The organism is Citrobacter sp. Igbk 14 (assembly GCF_028069825.1).
Taxonomy (GTDB): domain Bacteria; phylum Pseudomonadota; class Gammaproteobacteria; order Enterobacterales; family Enterobacteriaceae; genus Citrobacter.
Window position 1 is genome coordinate 24,816 of record NZ_JANEWM010000030.1, and the last position, 20,831, is coordinate 45,646.

The following is a 20,831-nucleotide window of genomic DNA, read 5'->3' on the forward strand; positions in this document are numbered from 1 at the left end:
TCACACCCCTTGAGTGAATATTGCCGGATGGCGGCGCTTGTGCCTTATCCGGCTTACATGCGCGGGTGCCACTACACGATTTACATCATTACCACGTCAAACTGCTCCTGGTTATAGAGCGGTTCAACTTGTACTTTGACCTGTTTGCCGACAAAGATTTCCACTTCCGCCAGCGCATGCGACTCTTCCCCTTTCAGGGTTTCAGCCACTGCCGGAGATGCGTACACCAGGAAACGATCGGAGTCGTAAGCATGGTGCACGCGGACGATTTCACGCATGATTTCATAGCATACGGTTTCGACCGTTTTCACCGTGCCACGTCCGTGGCAGGTTGGGCACTCGTTACACAGCACATGCTCCACGCTCTCACGCGTGCGCTTACGTGTCATCTCTACCAGGCCCAACTGTGAAAAACCGTTAATGCTGGTTTTTACGCGATCCTTGCTCAGCGCCTGTTCCAGAGAATGCAGCACCCGGCGGCGGTGATCTTCATTATTCATGTCGATAAAATCGATAATGATTATGCCGCCCAGATTACGCAGACGCAGCTGACGTGCGATGGCCTGCGTTGCTTCAATATTAGTATTAAAGATAGTGTCATCGAGATTACGATGCCCAACAAATGCACCCGTGTTGATATCTACGGTGGTCATGGCTTCAGTTTGATCGATAATCAAATAACCACCGGATTTCAGCTCAACCTTGCGCTCCAGCGCACGTTGGATTTCATTCTCAACGTCGAAGAGATCGAAAATCGGTTGGCGTCCACTATAGTGTTCCAGCTTGCTGGTCATCTCCGGGATATATTCCGCAGTAAATTCCAACAATGCTTCATAAGTCAGACGGGAATCGACGCGAATTCGGTCTAACTGAGCATCGGCAAAATCACGCAGAACGCGCTGTGCCAGCGCCAATTCACCATACATCTGGTAGCGCGTTTGAGGGCGCTTCTTACGCTCCATGACCTTCGTCCAGACGCGCTTAAGGTAAGCGGCATCAGAGGCCAGATCTTCTTCACATACGCCTTCAGCCGCCGTGCGAATGATGAATCCGCCCTGCTCATCGCAGTAATCCGCCACCACCTTTTTCAGGCGTTCGCGTTCGGTTTCGCTCTCGATTCGCTGAGAAACCCCCACGTGCGAGGCGCCAGGCATAAAGACAAGATAACGGGAAGGAAGCGTGATATCTGTCGTCAGACGTGCGCCCTTCGTGCCCAGAGGATCTTTCACCACCTGTACCATCAGGTCTTGCCCCTGACGCACCAGTTCGGAGATATCGCGCACAGTGAACTGTTTTTGTTCTTCACCCGCTACGCATTCGGTATGCGGCATGATGTCTGATGCGTGGAGAAATGCGGCTTTATCCAGCCCAATATCTACAAAAGCCGCCTGCATACCCGGAAGTACACGACTTACACGACCTTTGTAGATATTGCCTACGATTCCGCGTCGCGCCTCACGTTCAATATGAATTTCCTGCAGAATACCGCCATCAATGTACGCCACCCGCGTTTCCGATGGCGTTACGTTTACCAACAATTCAGCCGTCATGTTTATCCCTTTTCTCACGCAGTGCGTTAAAATTGCTCAGCAACTCATACGTTTCTACCAGCGGTAAGCCGACTACGGCGTGATAGCTGCCATTTATCTTCCTGACAAAACAGCCACCCAACCCTTGAATACCGTATGCACCTGCTTTATCCATAGGCTCACCGCTGGCAACATAACCGGCGATGTCCTCATCTGTTAGTGCTCTGAATGTCACTTCCGTCACCACCAGACAGTCCAGGCTGTGCTGGCGATCGGCTAATGCGACAGCCGTCATGACCTGATGCGTTTTGCCTGACAGTTTGTGCAGCATCGCTGCTGCATGGTCGGCATCATGTGGTTTTTCCAGCACTTCGCCATTAAGGATAACAATGGTATCCGCCCCCAGCACAGGTAAATCGCGCTCAGCCAGTGCTACGCCCGCTTGCGCTTTTTCACGCGCCAGGCGAACAACATACTGCTGGGCGCTTTCCTGCGGGTGCCGCTGCTCCTCAATTCCAGGAACCAATCGTTCGAATGTTACGCCAAGCTGAGCCAACAGTTCCTGACGACGTGGGGAACCTGAAGCAAGATACAGAGTATTCATATCAACCTTATTGCACCGCAAACTGCTGGCGAACTTTACGCATTAGTAAGAATAGCCATGGCCAAAGCACACCATTTACTACACTACTCCAGAACACTTCAGGTCTGAAAGAGACGTTGATCACTAAAAACTCGGCCCAGAAAACAATAATATCCACGACCAGTGATAACAACATGACCACCAGCGCCTGCTGCCAGAGCGCGAGGTTACGGAAGAGCTGGAATTTCAGTGCGACCAGATAAGCAATGATACTCATCGACAATGCCCGCACACCAAGCGTAGAGCCACTAATGAGATCCAGTATGGCACCCACGACAAATCCTGTTCCCACATTTACGCGATGCGGCAGCGCCAGGATCCAGTACAGCAGAATGAGCAGCACCCAGTTTGGCCGGAAAACGAGGATCTCGTCCGGCCAGGGCATGACTTGCAGCAGAAATGCAATTAGGAACGAGAGCCAAATGACCCAACGTCCCTGGTGACGGATACTTGCCACTTACTGCCCTCCCGGCTTACGCGGAGCAGGTTGTGACGGCGTGGTTGTTGCAGGAACCGGCGTTACGCCTGTCGCCGGAGCAGGAACTGGCGCAGGCGGCCCCATGGCATCCGGTGCTGGCAGGACTTGCGGCATCATTTGCATCAGACGTTCATTAGCAACACGATGCACTTCTTCTGGCGTCATCGGGTTAGCGCCATTGCGATCGGCTCCCCATAGCAGCAGAAGATAACGCAAACGCTGTAAACCCGCCGTCGGACGCGCCTGAATCACGGTGTATGCGCGCTGGGTATCCAACTTCACAGAGGAAACGACACCGACTGGATAGCCTTCAGGGAAACGCCCACCCAGACCGGAGGTAACCAGCACATCGCCAACGCGAATGTCAGTATTAGCCGGCAGGTGTTCGAGCTGAAGATCGTCCGTGCAGCCGTTACCGGCAGCAATCACACGGATATCGTTACGCAATACCTGGATTGGCAGTGCATGCGTCGCGTCACAAATCAGCAGTACGCGGCTGGTCAGTTTTGCCACCGCAACGACCTGGCCCACGACACCTTTATCGCTGATGACCGGCTGACCTTCATAAACGCCGTTAACACTCCCTTTGTCGATCACAACCTGATCGCTGTAAGGATCGTTAACCGTTGAGATGACCTGCGTCACCATTTTTTGTTCGTCCTGGCGCAGCGGCGATCCCAGCAGCTCACGCAAACGCGCGTTCTCCTGTTTATATTGCCCCAGCATCAGCAGTTCACTGTTTTTCAGCAGCAGTTCCTGACGCAACGCCCGGTTTTCAAGTTCGAGTTGGTCACGAGAAGCCAGCGTTTGCGACACGCCGTCGAGTAATTCACGGGGACCATTAGAGATAAAGTAGAAAGGACTGACGGCGGTATCCATGTACGTTCGGATTTGGCTAAACGTACCCAAGCGGCTGTCGGCAATAATAACGCCGAGCGCCACCAGCACCGCCAGAATAAGGCGAATCTGTAGCGACGGGCCACGGCTAAAAATTGGCTTCATAGTCTATGCGTATTCTCGCATCAGAGCGGAAGAGCAACCCATGGCTACCCTTCCTGCATCCGATTACTCTTCGCTGAACAAGTCGCCGCCGTGCATATCGATCATTTCCAGTGCTTTACCGCCACCGCGAGCCACACAGGTCAGCGGATCTTCGGCAACAACAACTGGAATACCGGTCTCTTCCATTAACAGACGGTCAAGGTTACGCAGCAGCGCACCGCCGCCGGTCAGGACCATACCGCGTTCTGAGATGTCAGATGCCAGTTCTGGCGGACACTGTTCCAGTGCAACCATCACCGCGCTTACGATACCGGTCAGGGGTTCCTGCAGCGCTTCCAGGATCTCGTTAGAGTTCAGGGTAAAGCCACGTGGAACACCTTCTGCCAGGTTACGACCGCGAACTTCGATCTCGCGTACTTCGTCGCCAGGATAAGCAGAACCGATTTCGTGCTTAATACGTTCCGCGGTAGCTTCACCGATCAGAGAGCCGTAGTTACGGCGAACATAATTAATGATGGCTTCGTCGAAGCGGTCACCACCAATACGCACAGAGGAGGAGTAAACTACGCCGTTCAGAGAGATAACGGCGACTTCAGTGGTACCACCACCGATATCGACAACCATTGAGCCGGTTGCTTCAGAAACTGGCAGGCCCGCACCGATCGCTGCCGCCATCGGCTCTTCGATCAGGAACACTTCGCGTGCACCTGCACCCTGAGCGGATTCACGGATGGCACGGCGTTCAACCTGAGTTGCTCCAACCGGTACACACACCAGTACGCGCGGGCTTGGGCGCATGAAGCTGTTGCTGTGCACTTGTTTGATAAAGTGCTGGAGCATTTTTTCAGTCACGAAGAAGTCAGCGATAACGCCATCTTTCATTGGGCGAATTGCAGCGATATTGCCCGGCGTACGACCCAGCATCTGCTTCGCATCATGACCTACTGCAGCCACGCTTTTCGGCGAACCGGCACGATCCTGACGAATGGCCACAACGGAAGGCTCATTCAATACGATGCCTTGTCCTTTTACATAAATAAGGGTATTCGCGGTACCCAGGTCAATGGACAGGTCATTGGAAAACATGCCACGAAATTTTTTCAACATACTAAGGGATAATCCTGAAAGCTGGGGCGGAAAACAAAATCCGCTTACTTTACCAACCACACGCAGCAGCGACAAGGCGCAAAAATCATCTGCTACGGTGAAAATTAGTGCAGTTCGTTTCCTTTGTTACAAAACCGGCCTGAGTCCATCAGGGCTGAAAAACTCAGCAGCAGTCCTCGCTTTTGTTTGCAACCTGTCAAAGGTCATTCACCTGCATGTTTGCTGTTACAACCTGGCGAGCAGACAAGCACACCCCCAGAAGGCACAGCGCGCGTTATTCTACGTGAAAACAAATTAAACGGCAGGTTAAACCGAGTATCTTTGCGAATATTTTTTCACGTTTGTGTCAAGTGGCTGTGATGCGGCAAAAAAATCACCCTGCCCACCCGCGACTCCACGTTCTGTCAGGGTATGCCACTCGCTGCGCGAACGAACTCCCGTGGCATAAACCTGTGTTGGCGTTCCGGTACACGTCTCTACCAGGCTCTGAACCAGCAACTGATTTTCCGTTCGCTTATCGATGTTTCTCACCAGACTGGGATGAAGCTTCAACAATTCGACATTTAGCTCTTTGATCCAGCTGGTACTCACCAACGTTAAACCGGCCTGCGTAACGGCGATACGTACGCCAAGCGCATCCATTAATCGGATAACCGGTTGTAACCGGCTGATGTGTTGACAAACATCCGCCTCAGCAAGTTCAATAATTATGCGTTTACGTAGCGATTTTTCGCACTGCATCAGCGTATCTCGCAGCCAACGCTGAAAACGTGGACGAATAAGCGATTCAACCGTCGTCTGCATCGCCAGATTTTCCTGCGGCCAGTAACCCAAAAGCAGGATGAGACGGCTTAACTGCAGACGGTCATACTCTTCCGCCAGACCAAATTGCAGCACCATCGGCATATATTCCGCCGAGATGACCTCTTCGCTGCCATCGAAAATACGGCACATAAGTTCGCGATGGTGCACCCGCCCTTCACGCGTTACGGCAGGTTTTTGATAAATTCGCGGCCCGCCCCGACTGAGCATCTGCTCAATCAGCGTTCGCCAGCGCACATTGCCCCGGCCTTTTTCCGGCAGAGAGTCGTCATACACCGACCAACTGTTCCCGCCTTGTAATACTGAATTCCGGGTGGCTGCTTCGGCATGATCCATAACTTGTTCAGTCGATTGACCGCTGCGACAGACACAAATGCCAATATGAACCATATCGGCACGATCGATCATTTTGTTAGCAGGAAGTGCATCCACCGCTTTCAAGAGTTGCCCGGCAATGCTTTCCGCTTCTTTTAACGTGCGGTGTGGCAGCAGGATGGCAAAATCGCTTCGGTGGTAACGCGCTAACAGTGCGCCCGGGTAGCGCATCATAAAGGTAGACAACAAATTGATAAGCGTTGAAATTTGTTCTTCCGCCTGGGTAATACCCCAGCTCTCGCGTAGCAGCGTAAAGTCCGGCAGACGAACCATCATCACCACACCATGCGAGCCGACTTTTTCCTGATCTTCCAGCAGCGTCGCCAGTTGGTTATCAAAGAACAAGCGGTTGCTCAGCCCCGTTTTTGTATCCTGGGCAACATAGGAGCGAATTAGCGTATCCAGCCTGCTGCGTTGCTCACGAGCATTTTGAATTTCGGTCAGTAGCATGTCGAGCGCACTACTGGTACGCGCTGGCCACTCATAGACCGTTCCCCGAACGTTTGGCCCGCGTTCACCGTTGAGGATCCGCGTTGAACGAATCTCCAGTAGTTCTTGCCCGGAAAGCTGACGTTGAAGCCAACGCACCGACAAAAACAGCATCAGGATGATAAAGCCTATCGATAGCGTGAGCGGTGCCGTGGTCATCAACGAATGGAAATAGTTGCCCATCGGATCCTGGTAAACCATGCGCAGCGACATCCCCGGATGCTTGATCAATGGCACGGTGAGATCGCGATAAAGGTTATTTGTCCCCGCCGGTCGGTAGCTGCTGGTTCGGGAATGGCTATAAACAACGCTGTCACCCTGAAGCAATTCAATACGGACGATATCAACCGAAATCATCAATTCATCAATTTGCGGCGTTAAGGACACGACATCCCGGGTGACCAGATGGGTATCGATCGCCGTCGCGACGGCATGGACGCGGGTGGTGAACTTATATTGAATAGCGTTATAGAAACTCAGCGAGCAACCTATCAGCGTCACGAAAATCGTTAACCCGGTAAGCAGCGTGACAAAGGCTGAAAATTTCGTCGTTAATCGCATCCTTGTGTTAACTCCGACAGTGATGAATCAGGTGTGAAAGTGAAAAAGCGACACGAAAATGCAAAACTGAACGCGAAATCCGTCAATTTACACAAACAATGTGGGCATACTACCAAATCAGGTATATCTGGCAATTTATTGCGCAGAATCGGCATCATGTTTTAATTAGCGAGTATAGTCTTCACAGATAATTTTCCAATCCACTATATGAATTGAGGACAGGTTATGCAGGCTTTGATCTTAGAACAGCAGGACGGAAAAACCCTCGCATCCGTTCAACCCCTCGACGAAAATCAGCTACCTGAAGGCGATGTGACGGTGGATGTTCACTGGTCGAGCCTGAACTATAAAGATGCCCTCGCCATCACCGGCAAGGGTAAAATTATCCGCAATTTTCCGATGATTCCTGGTATCGATTTCGCCGGTACCGTACGCGCAAGTGAAGATCCTCGTTTTCATGCAGGCCAGGAAGTCTTACTGACCGGATGGGGCGTGGGTGAGAATCATTGGGGTGGGCTGGCCGAACGCGCGCGTGTTAAAGGCGATTGGCTGGTTGCGCTGCCAAAAGGACTGGACGGTCGCAAAGCCATGGTCATTGGCACCGCCGGTTTTACCGCGATGCTGTGCGTCATGGCGCTTGAAGATGCCGGTATCCGCCCGGAAGACGGCGAAATCGTCGTCACCGGTGCCAGCGGTGGTGTAGGCAGTACTGCCGTTGCGCTGCTGCACAAACTGGGTTACCAGGTTGCGGCAGTATCAGGCCGCGAAAGCACTCACGACTACCTGAAAAGCCTGGGAGCCAACCGCATTCTGGGCCGTGATGAGTTTGCTGAATCTCGTCCGCTGGAAAAGCAACTGTGGGCGGGTGCCATTGATACCGTTGGCGACAAAGTGCTGGCAAAAGTACTGGCGCAGATGAACTATGGTGGTTGTGTTGCCGCCTGTGGTCTGGCTGGCGGTTTTGCGCTGCCCACCACGGTGATGCCGTTTATTCTGCGCAACGTGCGCTTACAGGGCGTCGACTCCGTGATGACGCCTCCGGCTCGTCGTGCACAGGCCTGGCAACGTCTGGTTAACGACCTGCCAGAGTCGTTCTATACCCAGGCAGCGACAGAAATCACGCTTGCCGATGCACCGAAGTTCGCCGATGCCATCATCAATAACCAGGTGCAAGGCCGTACGCTGGTGAAGGTGAAATAAAACAATTCGCAGATACAAATTTACATTTAATTAACTAAATTTATCTGCACATTGACGGACTCCCTGCCATAGTAACTACGCGCCAGTATGAGCCTTTGCGCGTATGTCGGGAGTCCGTTATGAAGAAAATACGTCCATTCACTGAAGCCGATGTAACAGCCGAGTCGGCTTTTTTTATGCAGCGCCGCCAGGTGTTGAAAGCGCTGGGTATCAGCGCCGCCGCGTTGTCTTTGCCCTTTTCTGCCGAGGCCGATCTTCTGAGCTGGTTTAAAGGCAATGACCGTCCGCCCGCGCCTGCCGGTAAACCCCTTGAATTCAGCAAGCCGGCAGTCTGGCAAAATACGCTTCCTTTAACACCAGAAGATAAGGTTTCTGGCTATAACAACTTCTACGAGTTCGGCCTCGACAAAGCCGATCCTGCAGCCAATGCCGGCAGTCTGAAAACCGATCCCTGGACGCTGAAAATCAGCGGTGAAGTCGCTAAACCGTTGACGCTCGATCATGATGACTTAACCACCCGCTTCCCACTGGAAGAACGTATATATCGAATGCGCTGCGTGGAAGCCTGGTCAATGGTGGTGCCGTGGATTGGTTTTCCTTTACATAAACTGCTAGCGCTGGTTGAACCCACCAGCAATGCAAAATATGTCGCGTTCGAAACACGCTACGCCCCTGAAGAGATGCCGGGGCAGAAAGATCGCTTTATTGGCGGTGGGTTAAAATATCCTTATGTTGAAGGGCTACGTCTGGATGAGGCCATGCATCCGCTCACGCTGCTTACCGTGGGCGTGTATGGCAAGGCACTTCCGCCACAAAATGGTGCCCCTATTCGCTTAACGGTGCCATGGAAATACGGGTTTAAAGGCATTAAGTCGATCGTCAGTATTAAACTGACGCGTGAACGCCCGCCAACCACCTGGAATATGGCTGCGTCCGATGAATACGGTTTTTATGCCAATGTGAATCCTCATGTCGATCATCCCCGCTGGTCACAAGCGACTGAACGCTTCATCGGCGCGGGCGGCATACTGGATGTACAGCGCCAGCCCACACTGCTGTTTAATGGCTATGCAAAGGACGTTGCTGCTCTGTACCGAGGTCTCGATCTGCGGGAGAATTTTTAAGTGCGCCTGACTGCAAAACAGATTACCTGGCTGAAAGTTTGCCTGCATCTTGCCGGACTTTTACCGTTTCTCTGGCTATTTTGGGCGGTAAATCATGGGGGACTGAGCGCCGATCCGGTCAAAGACATTCAGCACTTTACCGGTCGGACAGCTCTGAAATTCTTACTGGCTACCTTGCTGGTCGCGCCGTTGGCGCGCTACGCTAAACAGCCATTATTGATACGCACTCGCCGCCTGTTAGGGCTATGGTGTTTCGCCTGGGCGACGCTGCATTTAACCAGCTACGCACTCCTCGAGTTGGGTATTAATAATCTGGCGCTGTTAGGACGGGAATTAATCACGCGACCTTATTTGATGCTGGGCATTGTCAGCTGGGTCATATTATTCTCCCTCGCCTTAACCTCTACACAGGCAGCCCAGCGAAAACTGGGTAAATATTGGCAGTATCTGCACAACTTCGTCTATCTTGTGGCGATCCTGGCACCCATACATTATTTGTGGTCGGTAAAAATTATCTCCCCGCAACCGATTATTTATGCCGCACTTGCAGCGGCGCTGTTAGCCAGCCGCTACAAGAAGTTTCGCCAGTGGTGGCGGTAGTTTCACGTTATGTGCAGTACGTTGCAAAACACGGACGAACCCATGTTCTTTACATGCCAGCGGTTGATTATCTTCCCTGATAAGACCAGTATTTAGCTGCCAATTGCTACGAAATAGTTATAATGTGCGCCTTTGCTCTCCCCGGTAGCGTTTTTACAGCGCAGAAAGGGTGACAATCGCATATTGAAGGTATATTTTGTCTTTTACCCGAAAATGGCAGAAGATAGCCGCACAATGACTAACAAGTCTGGCAATCTCATATAATGGCCGCAGCACGCAGTGCAACGCCAGAGATGCGTGGCATCTTGTCACTCACTGTTATAAAAATGCTATACAGACGGCGGTAAAACGCCTGTCACAATCTCACTAAACAAAGAGTACGGAACCCACTCATGGATATTCGTAAGATTAAAAAACTGATCGAGCTGGTTGAAGAATCAGGCATCTCCGAACTGGAAATTTCTGAAGGCGAAGAGTCTGTACGCATCAGCCGTGCAGCGCCAGCTGCAAGTTTTCCAATGATGCAACAGGCTTATGCTGCACCAGTGATGCAGCAGCCAGCTCTGTCTAACGCTGTTGCACAGACTGCCACTCCAAGTATGGAAGCGCCGGCAGCAGCGGAAATCAGTGGTCACATCGTACGCTCCCCAATGGTTGGTACGTTCTACCGCACCCCGAGCCCAGACGCGAAAGCGTTCATCGAAATCGGCCAGAAAGTCAATGCGGGCGATACCCTGTGCATCGTTGAAGCCATGAAAATGATGAACCAGATCGAAGCCGACAAATCCGGCGTAGTGAAAGCGATTCTGGTAGAAAGTGGTCAACCGGTAGAATTTGACGAGCCGCTGGTCGTCATCGAATAACGAGGCGAACATGTTGGATAAAATTGTCATCGCTAACCGCGGCGAGATTGCCTTGCGTATTCTTCGTGCCTGTAAAGAACTGGGCATCAAGACTGTCGCTGTGCACTCAAGCGCGGATCGCGATTTAAAACACGTATTGCTGGCGGATGAGACGGTCTGTATTGGCCCGGCTCCGTCCGTTAAAAGCTATCTGAACATCCCGGCAATCATTAGTGCTGCTGAAATCACCGGCGCAGTGGCAATCCACCCGGGCTATGGCTTCCTCTCTGAGAACGCCAACTTCGCTGAACAGGTCGAACGTTCTGGTTTTATCTTCATCGGCCCGAAAGCTGACACCATCCGTCTGATGGGTGACAAAGTGTCCGCGATTACTGCGATGAAGAAAGCTGGCGTACCGACCGTTCCAGGTTCTGACGGCCCGTTGGGCGACGACATGGACGCTAACCGCGCTCATGCCAAACGCATCGGCTATCCGGTAATCATCAAAGCCTCCGGCGGCGGCGGCGGACGCGGTATGCGCGTCGTGCGCAGTGATGCCGAATTGGCGCAATCCATCTCCATGACCAAAGCGGAAGCGAAAGCAGCTTTCAACAACGACATGGTCTACATGGAGAAATACCTGGAAAACCCACGCCACATCGAAATTCAGGTGCTGGCTGACGGTCAGGGTAACGCGATTTATCTGGCTGAACGTGACTGCTCCATGCAGCGCCGTCACCAGAAAGTCGTCGAAGAAGCACCTGCGCCGGGTATCACCCCGGAACTGCGTCGCTACATCGGCGAGCGTTGTGCCAAAGCGTGTGTTGATATCGGCTATCGCGGGGCAGGTACTTTCGAGTTCCTGTTCGAAAACGGTGAGTTCTACTTCATTGAAATGAACACCCGTATTCAGGTTGAACACCCGGTCACTGAGATGATCACTGGCGTTGACCTGATCAAAGAACAGTTGCGTATTGCTGCTGGCCAACCGCTATCCATCAAGCAGGACGAGGTTGTGGTTAAAGGCCATGCGGTAGAATGCCGTATCAACGCCGAAGACCCGAACACCTTCCTGCCAAGCCCGGGCAAAATCACGCGTTTCCACGCGCCGGGTGGCTTTGGTGTACGCTGGGAATCTCATATTTACGCAGGCTACACTGTACCTCCGTACTATGACTCAATGATCGGTAAGCTGATTTGCTACGGTGAAAACCGCGACGTGGCAATTGCCCGTATGAAAAACGCATTGCAGGAACTGATCATCGACGGTATCAAAACCAACGTTGATCTGCAGATCCGCATCATGAATGACGAGCACTTCCAGCACGGTGGAACCAACATCCACTACCTGGAGAAAAAACTCGGACTTCAGGAAAAGTAAGCACGCGTTAACCGAAAAGGCCGGAAATTCCGGCCTTTTGTTTTTCTCCCCTCCCGTACGTGCCATAAGGTACAATCCTCGCTTTCTTTATCCACAAGGGACAAAAAATGGACGCTCGTTTTGTTCAGGCCCATAAAGAGGCGCGCTGGGCGCTGTGGCTGACCCTTTTATATCTTGCTACATGGTTAGTGGCCGCTTACTTACCAGATTCAACGCTGGGTTTTACCGGCTTACCGCACTGGTTCGAAATGGCCTGCCTGCTTACGCCGCTGGTTTTCATAGTACTGTGCTGGGCGATGGTGAAGTTTATCTATCGCGACATTCCGCTGGAGGATGACGATGCAGCTTGAAGTGATTTTGCCGCTGGTTGCCTATCTTCTGGTGGTGTTCGGTCTCTCTGTTTACGCCATGAGAAAACGTACGACCGGCACTTTCCTGAATGAATATTTCCTCGGCAGCCGCTCGATGGGCGGGGTCGTATTGGCCATGACGCTAACCGCAACCTACATTAGCGCAAGCTCCTTTATTGGTGGTCCCGGTGCGGCATATAAATACGGGCTGGGCTGGGTGTTGCTGGCGATGATCCAGCTACCTGCCGTTTGGCTTTCGCTGGGTATTCTCGGTAAGAAATTCGCTATTCTGGCGCGACGCTATAATGCCGTAACCCTCAACGATATGCTGTTTGCCCGCTATCAAAGCCGGTTACTGGTCTGGCTGGCGAGCCTTAGCCTGCTGGTCGCCTTCGTTGGCGCGATGACGGTACAGTTCATCGGCGGCGCACGTTTGCTGGAAACTGCCGCGGGCATTCCGTACGAAACTGGCCTGCTGATCTTTGGCGTCAGTATTGCGCTCTACACGGCGTTTGGCGGATTCCGCGCCAGCGTACTAAATGACACGATGCAGGGCATGGTGATGCTGATTGGCACGATAGTCCTGCTGGTAGGCGTCGTCCATGCTGCCGGTGGCCTTAGCCATGCGGTTGAAACCCTGCAAACCATCGATCCTAAACTGGTATCACCACAAGGCGCAGATGACATTTTGTCACCCACATTTATGACATCGTTCTGGGTGCTGGTGTGCTTTGGCGTGATTGGACTGCCACATACGGCGGTACGCTGCATCTCCTATAAAGACAGTAAAGCGGTACACCGTGGGATTATTATCGGCACTATCGTGGTGGCAATCCTGATGTTTGGCATGCATCTGGCGGGTGCGTTGGGACGTGCGGTGATCCCTGACCTGACGGTACCCGATCTGGTGATCCCGACACTGATGGTAAAAGTGTTACCACCGTTTGCCGCCGGGATCTTCCTGGCCGCGCCGATGGCTGCGATCATGTCAACGATCAATGCCCAATTGCTGCAAAGTTCCGCTACGATCATTAAAGATCTTTATCTGAACATTCGCCCGGAACAGCTGAAAAATGAAACGCGTCTGAAGCGCATGTCCGCTGTGATTACCTTGCTGCTGGGTGCATTACTGCTGCTGGCCGCCTGGAAACCACCAGAGATGATTATCTGGCTCAACCTGCTGGCGTTTGGCGGGTTAGAAGCGGTCTTCCTGTGGCCACTGGTGCTGGGCCTGTACTGGGAGCGGGCGAACGCCGCAGGCGCATTGAGCGCCATGATTGTCGGCGGCGTGTTGTATGCCGTACTCGCTACTTTTAACGTTCAGTACCTGGGCTTCCATCCGATTGTGCCCTCGTTGCTGATAAGTTTGCTGGCTTTCCTGGTCGGAAACCGTTTCGGTTCTACCGCCCCGCAAGCCGCCATATTGACTACTGATAAATAAAGAGTTTTGCCATGCCATGGATCCAACTGAAACTGAACACAACGGGTGCTAACGCAGAAGAGTTAAGCGATGCACTGATGGAAGCAGGCGCTGTTTCCATCACTTTCCAGGATACGCATGATACGCCTGTGTTCGAGCCCCTGCCGGGCGAAACTCGCCTGTGGGGCGATACCGATGTAATTGGTCTGTTCGATGCCGAAACCGACATGAAAGAAGTCGTTGCTATTCTGGAACAGCACCCGCTGCTGGGCGAAGGCTTCGTGCATAAAATCGAACAGCTTGAAGATAAAGACTGGGAACGCGAATGGATGGACAATTTCCACCCTATGCGCTTTGGTGAACGTCTGTGGATTTGCCCGAGCTGGCGCGATGTTCCGGATGAGAACGCCGTCAATGTGATGCTGGACCCTGGTCTGGCGTTTGGCACAGGCACTCATCCAACGACCTCTCTGTGCCTGCAGTGGCTCGATGGTCTCGACCTCAACGGTAAAACAGTGATCGACTTTGGCTGCGGCTCCGGCATCCTGGCAATTGCAGCACTGAAACTCGGAGCAGCAAAAGCGATTGGCGTCGATATCGATCCGCAGGCCATTCAGGCAAGCCGCGATAACGCCCAGCGTAATGGCGTATCTGACCGCCTGGAGTTATACCTGCCGAAAGACCAGCCAGAAGAGATGAAGGCCGACGTCGTGGTCGCCAACATCCTGGCAGGCCCATTGCGTGAACTGGCGCCGTTAATCAGCGTCCTGCCCGTTGAAGGCGGTTTGCTGGGGCTTTCCGGGATACTGGCCAGCCAGGCTGACAGTGTCTGCGAAGCCTATGCCGATCTCTTTACGCTCGATCCCGTCATCGAAAAAGAAGAGTGGTGTCGTATTACTGGCAAGAAAAAATAGTCCTTTCCCGTGGCCTCTCTGTAGGCCACGTTTTCCCTTTTTTTGTACCTCCCCCGCCACCGTCGCAATGCTAAAATACCCCACTTAACTCATTGAAGTTAAAGTATTAAATAACATTAATTATTCATTGGACGAATTGTATGAAAGCAATATTTGGTAAGGCGGTGCTGCTGGCGCTAAGCATCATACCCGTAACGGTTTTTGCATCTCACTGGGGTTACGAGGGAGAAGGTTCTCCAGAACACTGGGGCGCGCTCAGTGAAGAGTACAAAACTTGCCAGACCGGGAGGAATCAATCCCCGATCAACATCGACACCGCGCTTACAGCGCACCTCTCACCGCTTAGCGTTCACTATACCGATGGGCCGGTCACGCTCATCAACAATGGTCATACCATCCAGGCGGGTCTAAAGGCCTCGACCGATGATACTGTGGCCATTGATGGCACACCATTTACTCTCCAGCAGTTCCATTTTCACGCGCCGAGTGAAAACACCATTCATGGCAAACATTACGCTATGGAGGCACACCTGGTGCACAAAGATGCAAAAGGCGATATTGCTGTCGTCGCGGTAATGTTTGATGTCGGCACTGAAAACGCAGAATTAAATAAGCTGTGGACCGTGATGCCCGAAAAAGCTGAGCAGAATATCAACGTCACCACGCAGATGGATCTCAACGCGCTTCTGCCCGTCGATAAGACTTACTGGCGCTTCAGCGGTTCTCTGACGACACCGCCCTGCACCGAAGGTGTAACCTGGATTATCCTGAAGCACCCGATGACGCTTTCCGAAACACAGCTAAAAAAATTCACTCGGGCCATGCATCACGACAACAACCGCCCCGCACAACCGCTCAATGGCCGCGTGATTGTCGAGTAATCCGCAAAAAACCCTACGATCATGTTCTGAAATGAGAGCATAGTCACACTATGTCACAATAATCTGCTGATTAATTCAGCAGATTATCTTGCCAGACCGCCTGACCTCGAAGAAAAAATGAGAAGTTACGCAAAATTATATGCGTATATAAAATCGACACATTTTTATAATGCAATGATTTATATGATTAATTATTTTCACCCGCTCAGATTTACGGCAATTCATTGATCCACCTCAGTGGATTGGTCAAAGTTTGGCCTTTCATCTCATGCAAAAAATGCGTAATATACGCCGCCTTGCAGTCACAGTATGGTCATTTCTTAACTCATGCGCATCGGACAATACCAGCTCAGAAATCGCCTGATCGCAGCACCTATGGCTGGCATCACTGACAGACCATTCAGGACGCTGTGCTATGAGATGGGAGCAGGATTGACGGTATCCGAGATGATGTCTTCTAACCCGCAGGTTTGGGAAAGCGACAAATCTCGTTTACGTATGGTGCACGTTGATGAGCCAGGAATTCGCACGGTGCAAATTGCCGGTAGCGACCCTGTTGAGATGGCTGATGCCGCACGTATTAACGTGGAAAGCGGCGCCCAGATTATTGATATCAATATGGGGTGTCCGGCTAAAAAAGTGAATCGCAAGCTCGCAGGTTCAGCCCTCTTGCAGTACCCGGATTTAGTGGAATCGATACTAACCGAGGTCGTCAATGCAGTGGACGTTCCTGTCACACTCAAGATTCGCACCGGCTGGGCTCCGGAACACCGTAACTGCGTAGAGATTGCCCAACTGGCTGAAGACTGTGGCATTCAGGCTCTGACCATTCATGGACGCACCCGCGCCTGTTTGTTCAATGGAGATGCTGAATACGACAGTATTCGGGCAGTTAAGCAGAAAGTTTCCATTCCGATTATCGCGAATGGCGACATTACTGACCCGCATAAAGCCAGAGCTGTACTCGACTATACGGGGGCGGATGCCCTGATGATAGGACGTGCAGCTCAGGGAAGACCCTGGATCTTTCGGGAAATCCAGCATTATCTGGACACTGGGGAGCTGCTGCCCCCGCTGCCTCTGGCAGAGGTGAAGCGCTTGCTTTGTGCGCATGTTCGGGAATTGCACGACTTTTATGGTCAGGCAAAAGGGTACCGAATTGCGCGTAAACACGTATCCTGGTATCTCCAGGAACACGCTCCAGATGACCAGTTTCGGCGCACATTCAACGCCATTGAAGATTCCAGCGAACAGCTGGCGGCGTTGGAGGCATACTTCGAAAATTTTGCGTAAACAGAAATAAAGAGCTGACAGAACTATGTTCGAACAACGCGTAAATTCTGACGTACTGACCGTTTCTACCGTTAACTCTCAGGATCAGGTAACTCAAAAACCCCTGCGTGACTCGGTTAAACAGGCACTGAAGAACTATTTTGCTCAATTGAATGGTCAGGATGTTAACGATCTCTATGAGCTGGTACTGGCTGAAGTAGAACAGCCCCTGTTGGACATGGTGATGCAATACACCCGCGGTAACCAGACCCGTGCTGCCCTGATGATGGGCATCAACCGTGGTACGCTGCGTAAAAAACTGAAAAAATACGGCATGAACTGATACTAATCAGCGAAATGTTTGTTTTAAAAGGCGCTACTCGGCATGGGGAAGCGCCTTTTTTATTCGCGTCACACGGAGGCTTTGGTGATGAAAGCAAGATGTGAACCTGTCTACTTTGGTGATGAATCAAAAAAGATAATCCAAGGTGATGCGCTAACTGAACTGAAAAAGCTGCCGTCTGAAAGCATCGATCTGATCTTTGCCGACCCGCCTTATAACATCGGGAAAGATTTTGACGGGTTGGTAGAATCCTGGGACGAAGAGAGCTTTCTGGCCTGGCTGTTCGAGTGCATTGATGAATGCCATCGAATATTAAAGCCACAAGGCACCATGTACATCATGAACAGTACGGAGAACATGCCGTACATCGATCTCAAATGCCGACAGCTTTTTACCATCAAAAGCCGTATTGTGTGGGCCTATGATAGCTCAGGAGTACAGGCCAAAAAGTACTTTGGCTCCATGTATGAACCGATCCTGATGATGGTCAAAGACCCAAAAAGTTATACATTTAACCGTGATGATATTTTGGTTGAAGCGAAAACGGGGGCGAAACGCGCGCTGATCGATTACAGAAAGAACCCACCTCAACCCTACAATCATAAAAAAGTACCGGGTAATGTCTGGGAATTTCCACGCGTCCGCTACCTGATGGATGAATACGAAAACCATCCAACCCAAAAGCCTAAAGCTCTGCTGGAACGCATCATTTTGGCCTCCTCGAATCCAAACGACTGGGTGTTAGATCCGTTCGCGGGTAGCTTCACTACCGGGGCAACCGCAGTGGGTTTGGGGCGTCAGTTTGTCGGTATTGAAATCAATGATGAATACGTAAAAATGGGACTGCGGAGACTGCGTATTAGCTCCCATTTTTCAGAGAATGAGCTTGCAAAGGTGAAAAAACGCAAGACGAAAAACCTGTCTAAAAAGAGTCGATTACCGGAAAAGAGCGGTGGAATTTCAGCAAAGTAAAAGCATTGTAAGTCTGCTTCTCAGCTTTTAGATTTCGTGTATATTCCCTGCACGCTTGGGCATGAATACACAGGATTTGGTAATGATTCGCAAGTATTGGTGGCTGGTTGTTTTTGCTGTCTTTGTTTTTCTTTTTGATGCACTACTCATTCAGTGGATAGAGTTAATGACAACAGAGCACGACAAGTGCCGGAATATGAACTCAGTGAATCCCCTCAAGCTGGTCAATTGCGTCGACCTCGAATAGTGCGCCCGCTGCTTACCGTTCTGTAACTGCCGTCAGTCCATGGCGGCAGAAACTAGCCAGCCTGATCCTCACCCTGAATCAATTGCAGCATGCAACCATCAGGGCTTAACATTTTTAATACATTATCGACTAATACAGGTGCTTGTTGGTAGAGATCATAACTCGCTGGATTCATTAACCAGTTTTTTATTATTCCGCTAAAACTGCCATGCAAAATAATGATGATAACGTCTAGATCAAGGCTGGTAGCGATCAGATTGTTAACCGCACACTGCTGTAAAGACTCACGAATACTTTGGTGACTCAGCCCTATTTTATCGCGAATTGTCTGCTCTGATATCATATCGTTATGAAATTCACACTTATGATATAAAATTTGCATTAATGCCTGCTGACGAGGATTCTCAGCAATATATTGCAAACCTACAACTAATTTCTCACGCAACCGCTGCAAAGGATTATCTCCCCAACGACCAATGAGTTTTTCCTGAATAAGGTTGCGGAGAGGAGGTTGTTGTAACCATAGCTCATTAAACAGCTGGGTCTTGTTTTCAAAATGCCAGTAAAGCGCCCCCCGCGTCACGTTGGCGGCGTCCGCAATGTCGTTTAGCGTTGTATTGCCTACGCCGCGCACGGCAAACTGCGCTATCGCTGTTTCAATCAGGAGCTGGCGCGTTTTGAGGGCATCAGCTTTCGTTTTTCTGGCCATAGTTCCGAATGCCTGAGGCAGAGTAGAGAATGATTAACTTTCTTATTTAATATTTACTATACGGAATAAATGTATCACCTGGAGATTGTTTAAACGAGATCTAAACTATTTCATTGTGCTGATTACACACAAATAATCAAAACGAATAAACAACACCAATACATTCACCAATCACATAATCATTTCAATATGTATTTATACGCATCATAGTATTGCTATTAACGACATAATAAGTCGGTAGCTGATTACTCTTTTTTTGTTTTTACGTGCCGTGCATCGCCCCCATAAATAAGTATTGCTTACATCGCAAGCTAATAATTTGTAGGATAGCCAACTATTATTTTTTGTGCACGTTATCTCCCTCGCCTCACCCGGTAAATAACGAGCTTTCGGTTTTTTAAGGAATAGTAATGACGAAAAATGCCAGGTTCTCACTCCTGCCCTCATTCATCATCATCTCCGCTGCATTACTCGCCGGTTGTAACGATCAGGGGGATACACAAGCTCATCCTGCCGAGCCACAGGTTACTGTCCATGTCGTTGAGTCGGCCCCTTTAGCCGTGACAACTGAACTGCCGGGACGAACGACCTCATTCCGTATTGCGGAAGTCCGCCCTCAGGTCAGTGGGATTGTACTTAAGCGGAATTTCACCGAAGGGAGTGATGTTGAAGCAGGTCAATCGCTCTATCAGATCGATCCCGCAACCTATCAGGCTGACTATGACAGCGCCAAAGGTGAGCTGGCGAAGAGTGAAGCGGCTGCTGCCATTGCGCATTTAACCGTGAAACGCTACATCCCGCTGGTCGGCACTAAGTACATCAGCCAACAAGAGTACGATCAGGCCATTGCTGATGCGCGTCAGGCAGATGCTTCTGTTACTGCAGCAAAAGCAGCCGTTGAAAGCGCTCGCATTAATCTTGCCTACACCAAAGTCACATCGCCAATTAGCGGGCGTATCGGTAAATCCAACGTCACTGAAGGGGCGCTGGTCACCAATGGTCAGGCAACAGAGTTAGCTACCGTTCAGCAACTTGATCCTATTTATGTCGATGTCACGCAGTCCAGCAACGACTTTATGCGCCTCAAGCAATCCATTGAACAAGGTAGCCTGCATAAAGACAGCACCAGCAGCGCAGTTGAACTGGTGATGGAAAATGGCCAGGCCTACCCGCTGAAAGGCTCTTTGCAATTTTCTGACGTTACGGTTGATGAAAGCACCGGATCCATCACCCTCAGAGCCGTGTTCCCTAACCCGCAGCACACCCTGTTACCGGGCATGTTTGTTCGCGCGCGTATCGATGAAGGTGTACAGCCCAATGCCATTCTCGTTCCACAACAAGGTGTAACGCGTACTCCGCGTGGTGATGCCACAGTGATGGTCGTTAACGACAAGAGCCAGGTTGAGTCTCGTGCCGTTGTCGCTGCGCAAGCCATTGGCGACAAATGGCTGATTAGCGACGGTTTAAAACCCGGCGATAAAGTCATCGTGAGCGGCTTACAGAAAGCACGTCCTGGCGTGCAGGTTAAAGCCACTACCGATGCCCCGGCAGCAGCTGCGGCGCAATAAGG

21 protein-coding genes are annotated in these 20,831 nt (G+C 51.2%); 14 read left to right on the top strand and 7 right to left on the bottom strand.

The genetic code is table 11. The features are described from left to right. Positions 1-80: 80 nt before the first annotated feature. From rng to csrD, 6 genes are all read right to left on the bottom strand, one after another. Entirely contained in the window at positions 81-1,550 is a 1,470-nt protein-coding gene (gene rng / locus NNN64_RS13250) for a ribonuclease G (protein ID WP_003828822.1), read from the bottom strand. Continuing rightward, positions 1,540-2,133, bottom strand: a complete 594-nt coding sequence (locus NNN64_RS13255; protein WP_137382459.1) for a Maf family protein — start codon at positions 2,131-2,133, stop codon at positions 1,540-1,542. The genes rng and NNN64_RS13255 overlap by 11 nt, the downstream gene beginning before the upstream one ends. Positions 2,134-2,140: 7 nt before the next feature. Next, entirely contained in the window at positions 2,141-2,629 is a 489-nt protein-coding gene (gene mreD / locus NNN64_RS13260) for a rod shape-determining protein MreD (RefSeq protein ID WP_137382460.1), read from the bottom strand. Continuing rightward, complete coding sequence (gene mreC, locus NNN64_RS13265) at positions 2,630-3,652, bottom strand: rod shape-determining protein MreC (RefSeq protein ID WP_040234170.1); 1,023 nt, start codon at positions 3,650-3,652, stop codon at positions 2,630-2,632. It abuts the gene before it with no gap. A 63-nt stretch (positions 3,653-3,715) separates the two neighbouring features. Then, complete coding sequence (mreB, locus tag NNN64_RS13270; RefSeq protein ID WP_000913396.1) at positions 3,716-4,759, bottom strand: rod shape-determining protein MreB; 1,044 nt, start codon at positions 4,757-4,759, stop codon at positions 3,716-3,718. Between the two features lie 306 nt (positions 4,760-5,065). Continuing rightward, positions 5,066-7,006: an RNase E specificity factor CsrD gene (gene csrD, locus NNN64_RS13275; protein ID WP_271441672.1), complete on the bottom strand. Its 1,941-nt coding sequence runs from the start codon at positions 7,004-7,006 to the stop codon at positions 5,066-5,068. Between the two features lie 225 nt (positions 7,007-7,231). On the opposite strand from csrD, the gene acuI reads away from it, so the two are divergent. From acuI to NNN64_RS13340, 13 genes are all read left to right on the top strand, one after another. Further along, the gene (acuI, locus tag NNN64_RS13280; RefSeq protein ID WP_271441673.1) at positions 7,232-8,206 is read left to right on the top strand and encodes an acrylyl-CoA reductase (NADPH); all 975 of its coding nucleotides are present in this window, start codon (positions 7,232-7,234) and stop codon (positions 8,204-8,206) included. Between the two features lie 119 nt (positions 8,207-8,325). Further along, a complete protein-coding gene (gene msrP, locus NNN64_RS13285) occupies positions 8,326-9,330 on the top strand; it encodes a protein-methionine-sulfoxide reductase catalytic subunit MsrP (protein WP_271441674.1) in 1,005 nt (334 codons plus the stop codon). Beyond that, entirely contained in the window at positions 9,331-9,930 is a 600-nt protein-coding gene (msrQ, locus tag NNN64_RS13290; protein WP_271441675.1) for a protein-methionine-sulfoxide reductase heme-binding subunit MsrQ, read from the top strand. 392 nt (positions 9,931-10,322) lie between these two features. After that, positions 10,323-10,793: an acetyl-CoA carboxylase biotin carboxyl carrier protein gene (accB, locus tag NNN64_RS13295; protein ID WP_005121378.1), complete on the top strand. Its 471-nt coding sequence runs from the start codon at positions 10,323-10,325 to the stop codon at positions 10,791-10,793. A gap of 10 nt (positions 10,794-10,803) precedes the next feature. Continuing rightward, entirely contained in the window at positions 10,804-12,153 is a 1,350-nt protein-coding gene (accC, locus tag NNN64_RS13300) for an acetyl-CoA carboxylase biotin carboxylase subunit (RefSeq protein WP_003828838.1), read from the top strand. 107 nt (positions 12,154-12,260) lie between these two features. After that, a complete protein-coding gene (locus NNN64_RS13305; RefSeq protein WP_016154721.1) occupies positions 12,261-12,503 on the top strand; it encodes a YhdT family protein in 243 nt (80 codons plus the stop codon). Further along, complete coding sequence (gene panF, locus NNN64_RS13310; protein ID WP_271441676.1) at positions 12,493-13,944, top strand: sodium/pantothenate symporter; 1,452 nt, start codon at positions 12,493-12,495, stop codon at positions 13,942-13,944. The genes NNN64_RS13305 and panF overlap by 11 nt, the downstream gene beginning before the upstream one ends. Before the next feature lie 11 nt (positions 13,945-13,955). Then, positions 13,956-14,837, top strand: coding sequence for a 50S ribosomal protein L11 methyltransferase (prmA, locus tag NNN64_RS13315; protein WP_271441677.1), 882 nt, complete (start codon positions 13,956-13,958; stop codon positions 14,835-14,837). A 140-nt stretch (positions 14,838-14,977) separates the two neighbouring features. Beyond that, positions 14,978-15,718 carry a carbonic anhydrase gene (locus NNN64_RS13320; RefSeq protein ID WP_271441678.1) on the top strand — a complete coding sequence of 247 codons (741 nt, stop codon included), beginning with the start codon at positions 14,978-14,980 and terminating at the stop codon, positions 15,716-15,718. Positions 15,719-16,045: 327 nt separating this feature from the next. After that, a complete protein-coding gene (dusB, locus tag NNN64_RS13325) occupies positions 16,046-17,011 on the top strand; it encodes a tRNA dihydrouridine synthase DusB (protein ID WP_271441679.1) in 966 nt (321 codons plus the stop codon). A gap of 25 nt (positions 17,012-17,036) precedes the next feature. Further along, on the top strand, positions 17,037-17,333 hold the full coding sequence (fis, locus tag NNN64_RS13330; protein WP_000462905.1) for a DNA-binding transcriptional regulator Fis: 297 nt from the start codon (positions 17,037-17,039) through the stop codon (positions 17,331-17,333). A gap of 87 nt (positions 17,334-17,420) precedes the next feature. After that, positions 17,421-18,305 carry an adenine-specific DNA-methyltransferase gene (gene yhdJ / locus NNN64_RS13335; protein ID WP_271441685.1) on the top strand — a complete coding sequence of 295 codons (885 nt, stop codon included), beginning with the start codon at positions 17,421-17,423 and terminating at the stop codon, positions 18,303-18,305. 82 nt (positions 18,306-18,387) lie between these two features. Then, the gene (locus tag NNN64_RS13340) at positions 18,388-18,552 is read left to right on the top strand and encodes a DUF2556 family protein (protein WP_003025279.1); all 165 of its coding nucleotides are present in this window, start codon (positions 18,388-18,390) and stop codon (positions 18,550-18,552) included. 52 nt (positions 18,553-18,604) lie between these two features. Here the strand turns inward: NNN64_RS13340 and envR are convergent, their stop codons facing one another. Next, positions 18,605-19,261: an acrEF/envCD operon transcriptional regulator gene (gene envR / locus NNN64_RS13345; protein ID WP_271441680.1), complete on the bottom strand. Its 657-nt coding sequence runs from the start codon at positions 19,259-19,261 to the stop codon at positions 18,605-18,607. 410 nt (positions 19,262-19,671) lie between these two features. Between envR and NNN64_RS13350 the strand changes: the two genes are divergently transcribed. Then, positions 19,672-20,829, top strand: a complete 1,158-nt coding sequence (locus NNN64_RS13350) for an efflux RND transporter periplasmic adaptor subunit (RefSeq protein ID WP_271441681.1) — start codon at positions 19,672-19,674, stop codon at positions 20,827-20,829. Positions 20,830-20,831 lie beyond the last annotated feature (2 nt).

Excerpts from the sequence above, each read along its gene's own strand:
- rng (WP_003828822.1), bottom strand. The coding sequence starts at position 1,550 with ATGACGGCTGAATTGTTGGTAAACGTAACGCCATCGGAAACGCGGGTG.
- NNN64_RS13255 (WP_137382459.1), bottom strand. The coding sequence starts at position 2,133 with ATGAATACTCTGTATCTTGCTTCAGGTTCCCCACGTCGTCAGGAACTG.
- mreC (WP_040234170.1), bottom strand. The coding sequence starts at position 3,652 with ATGAAGCCAATTTTTAGCCGTGGCCCGTCGCTACAGATTCGCCTTATT.
- mreB (WP_000913396.1), bottom strand. The coding sequence starts at position 4,759 with ATGTTGAAAAAATTTCGTGGCATGTTTTCCAATGACCTGTCCATTGAC.
- csrD (WP_271441672.1), bottom strand. The coding sequence starts at position 7,006 with ATGCGATTAACGACGAAATTTTCAGCCTTTGTCACGCTGCTTACCGGG.
- acuI (WP_271441673.1), top strand. The coding sequence starts at position 7,232 with ATGCAGGCTTTGATCTTAGAACAGCAGGACGGAAAAACCCTCGCATCC.
- msrP (WP_271441674.1), top strand. The coding sequence starts at position 8,326 with ATGAAGAAAATACGTCCATTCACTGAAGCCGATGTAACAGCCGAGTCG.
- accB (WP_005121378.1), top strand. The coding sequence starts at position 10,323 with ATGGATATTCGTAAGATTAAAAAACTGATCGAGCTGGTTGAAGAATCA.
- accC (WP_003828838.1), top strand. The coding sequence starts at position 10,804 with ATGTTGGATAAAATTGTCATCGCTAACCGCGGCGAGATTGCCTTGCGT.
- NNN64_RS13305 (WP_016154721.1), top strand. The coding sequence starts at position 12,261 with ATGGACGCTCGTTTTGTTCAGGCCCATAAAGAGGCGCGCTGGGCGCTG.
- panF (WP_271441676.1), top strand. The coding sequence starts at position 12,493 with ATGCAGCTTGAAGTGATTTTGCCGCTGGTTGCCTATCTTCTGGTGGTG.
- prmA (WP_271441677.1), top strand. The coding sequence starts at position 13,956 with ATGCCATGGATCCAACTGAAACTGAACACAACGGGTGCTAACGCAGAA.
- NNN64_RS13320 (WP_271441678.1), top strand. The coding sequence starts at position 14,978 with ATGAAAGCAATATTTGGTAAGGCGGTGCTGCTGGCGCTAAGCATCATA.
- dusB (WP_271441679.1), top strand. The coding sequence starts at position 16,046 with ATGCGCATCGGACAATACCAGCTCAGAAATCGCCTGATCGCAGCACCT.
- fis (WP_000462905.1), top strand. The coding sequence starts at position 17,037 with ATGTTCGAACAACGCGTAAATTCTGACGTACTGACCGTTTCTACCGTT.
- yhdJ (WP_271441685.1), top strand. The coding sequence starts at position 17,421 with ATGAAAGCAAGATGTGAACCTGTCTACTTTGGTGATGAATCAAAAAAG.
- NNN64_RS13340 (WP_003025279.1), top strand. The coding sequence starts at position 18,388 with ATGATTCGCAAGTATTGGTGGCTGGTTGTTTTTGCTGTCTTTGTTTTT.
- envR (WP_271441680.1), bottom strand. The coding sequence starts at position 19,261 with ATGGCCAGAAAAACGAAAGCTGATGCCCTCAAAACGCGCCAGCTCCTG.
- NNN64_RS13350 (WP_271441681.1), top strand. The coding sequence starts at position 19,672 with ATGACGAAAAATGCCAGGTTCTCACTCCTGCCCTCATTCATCATCATC.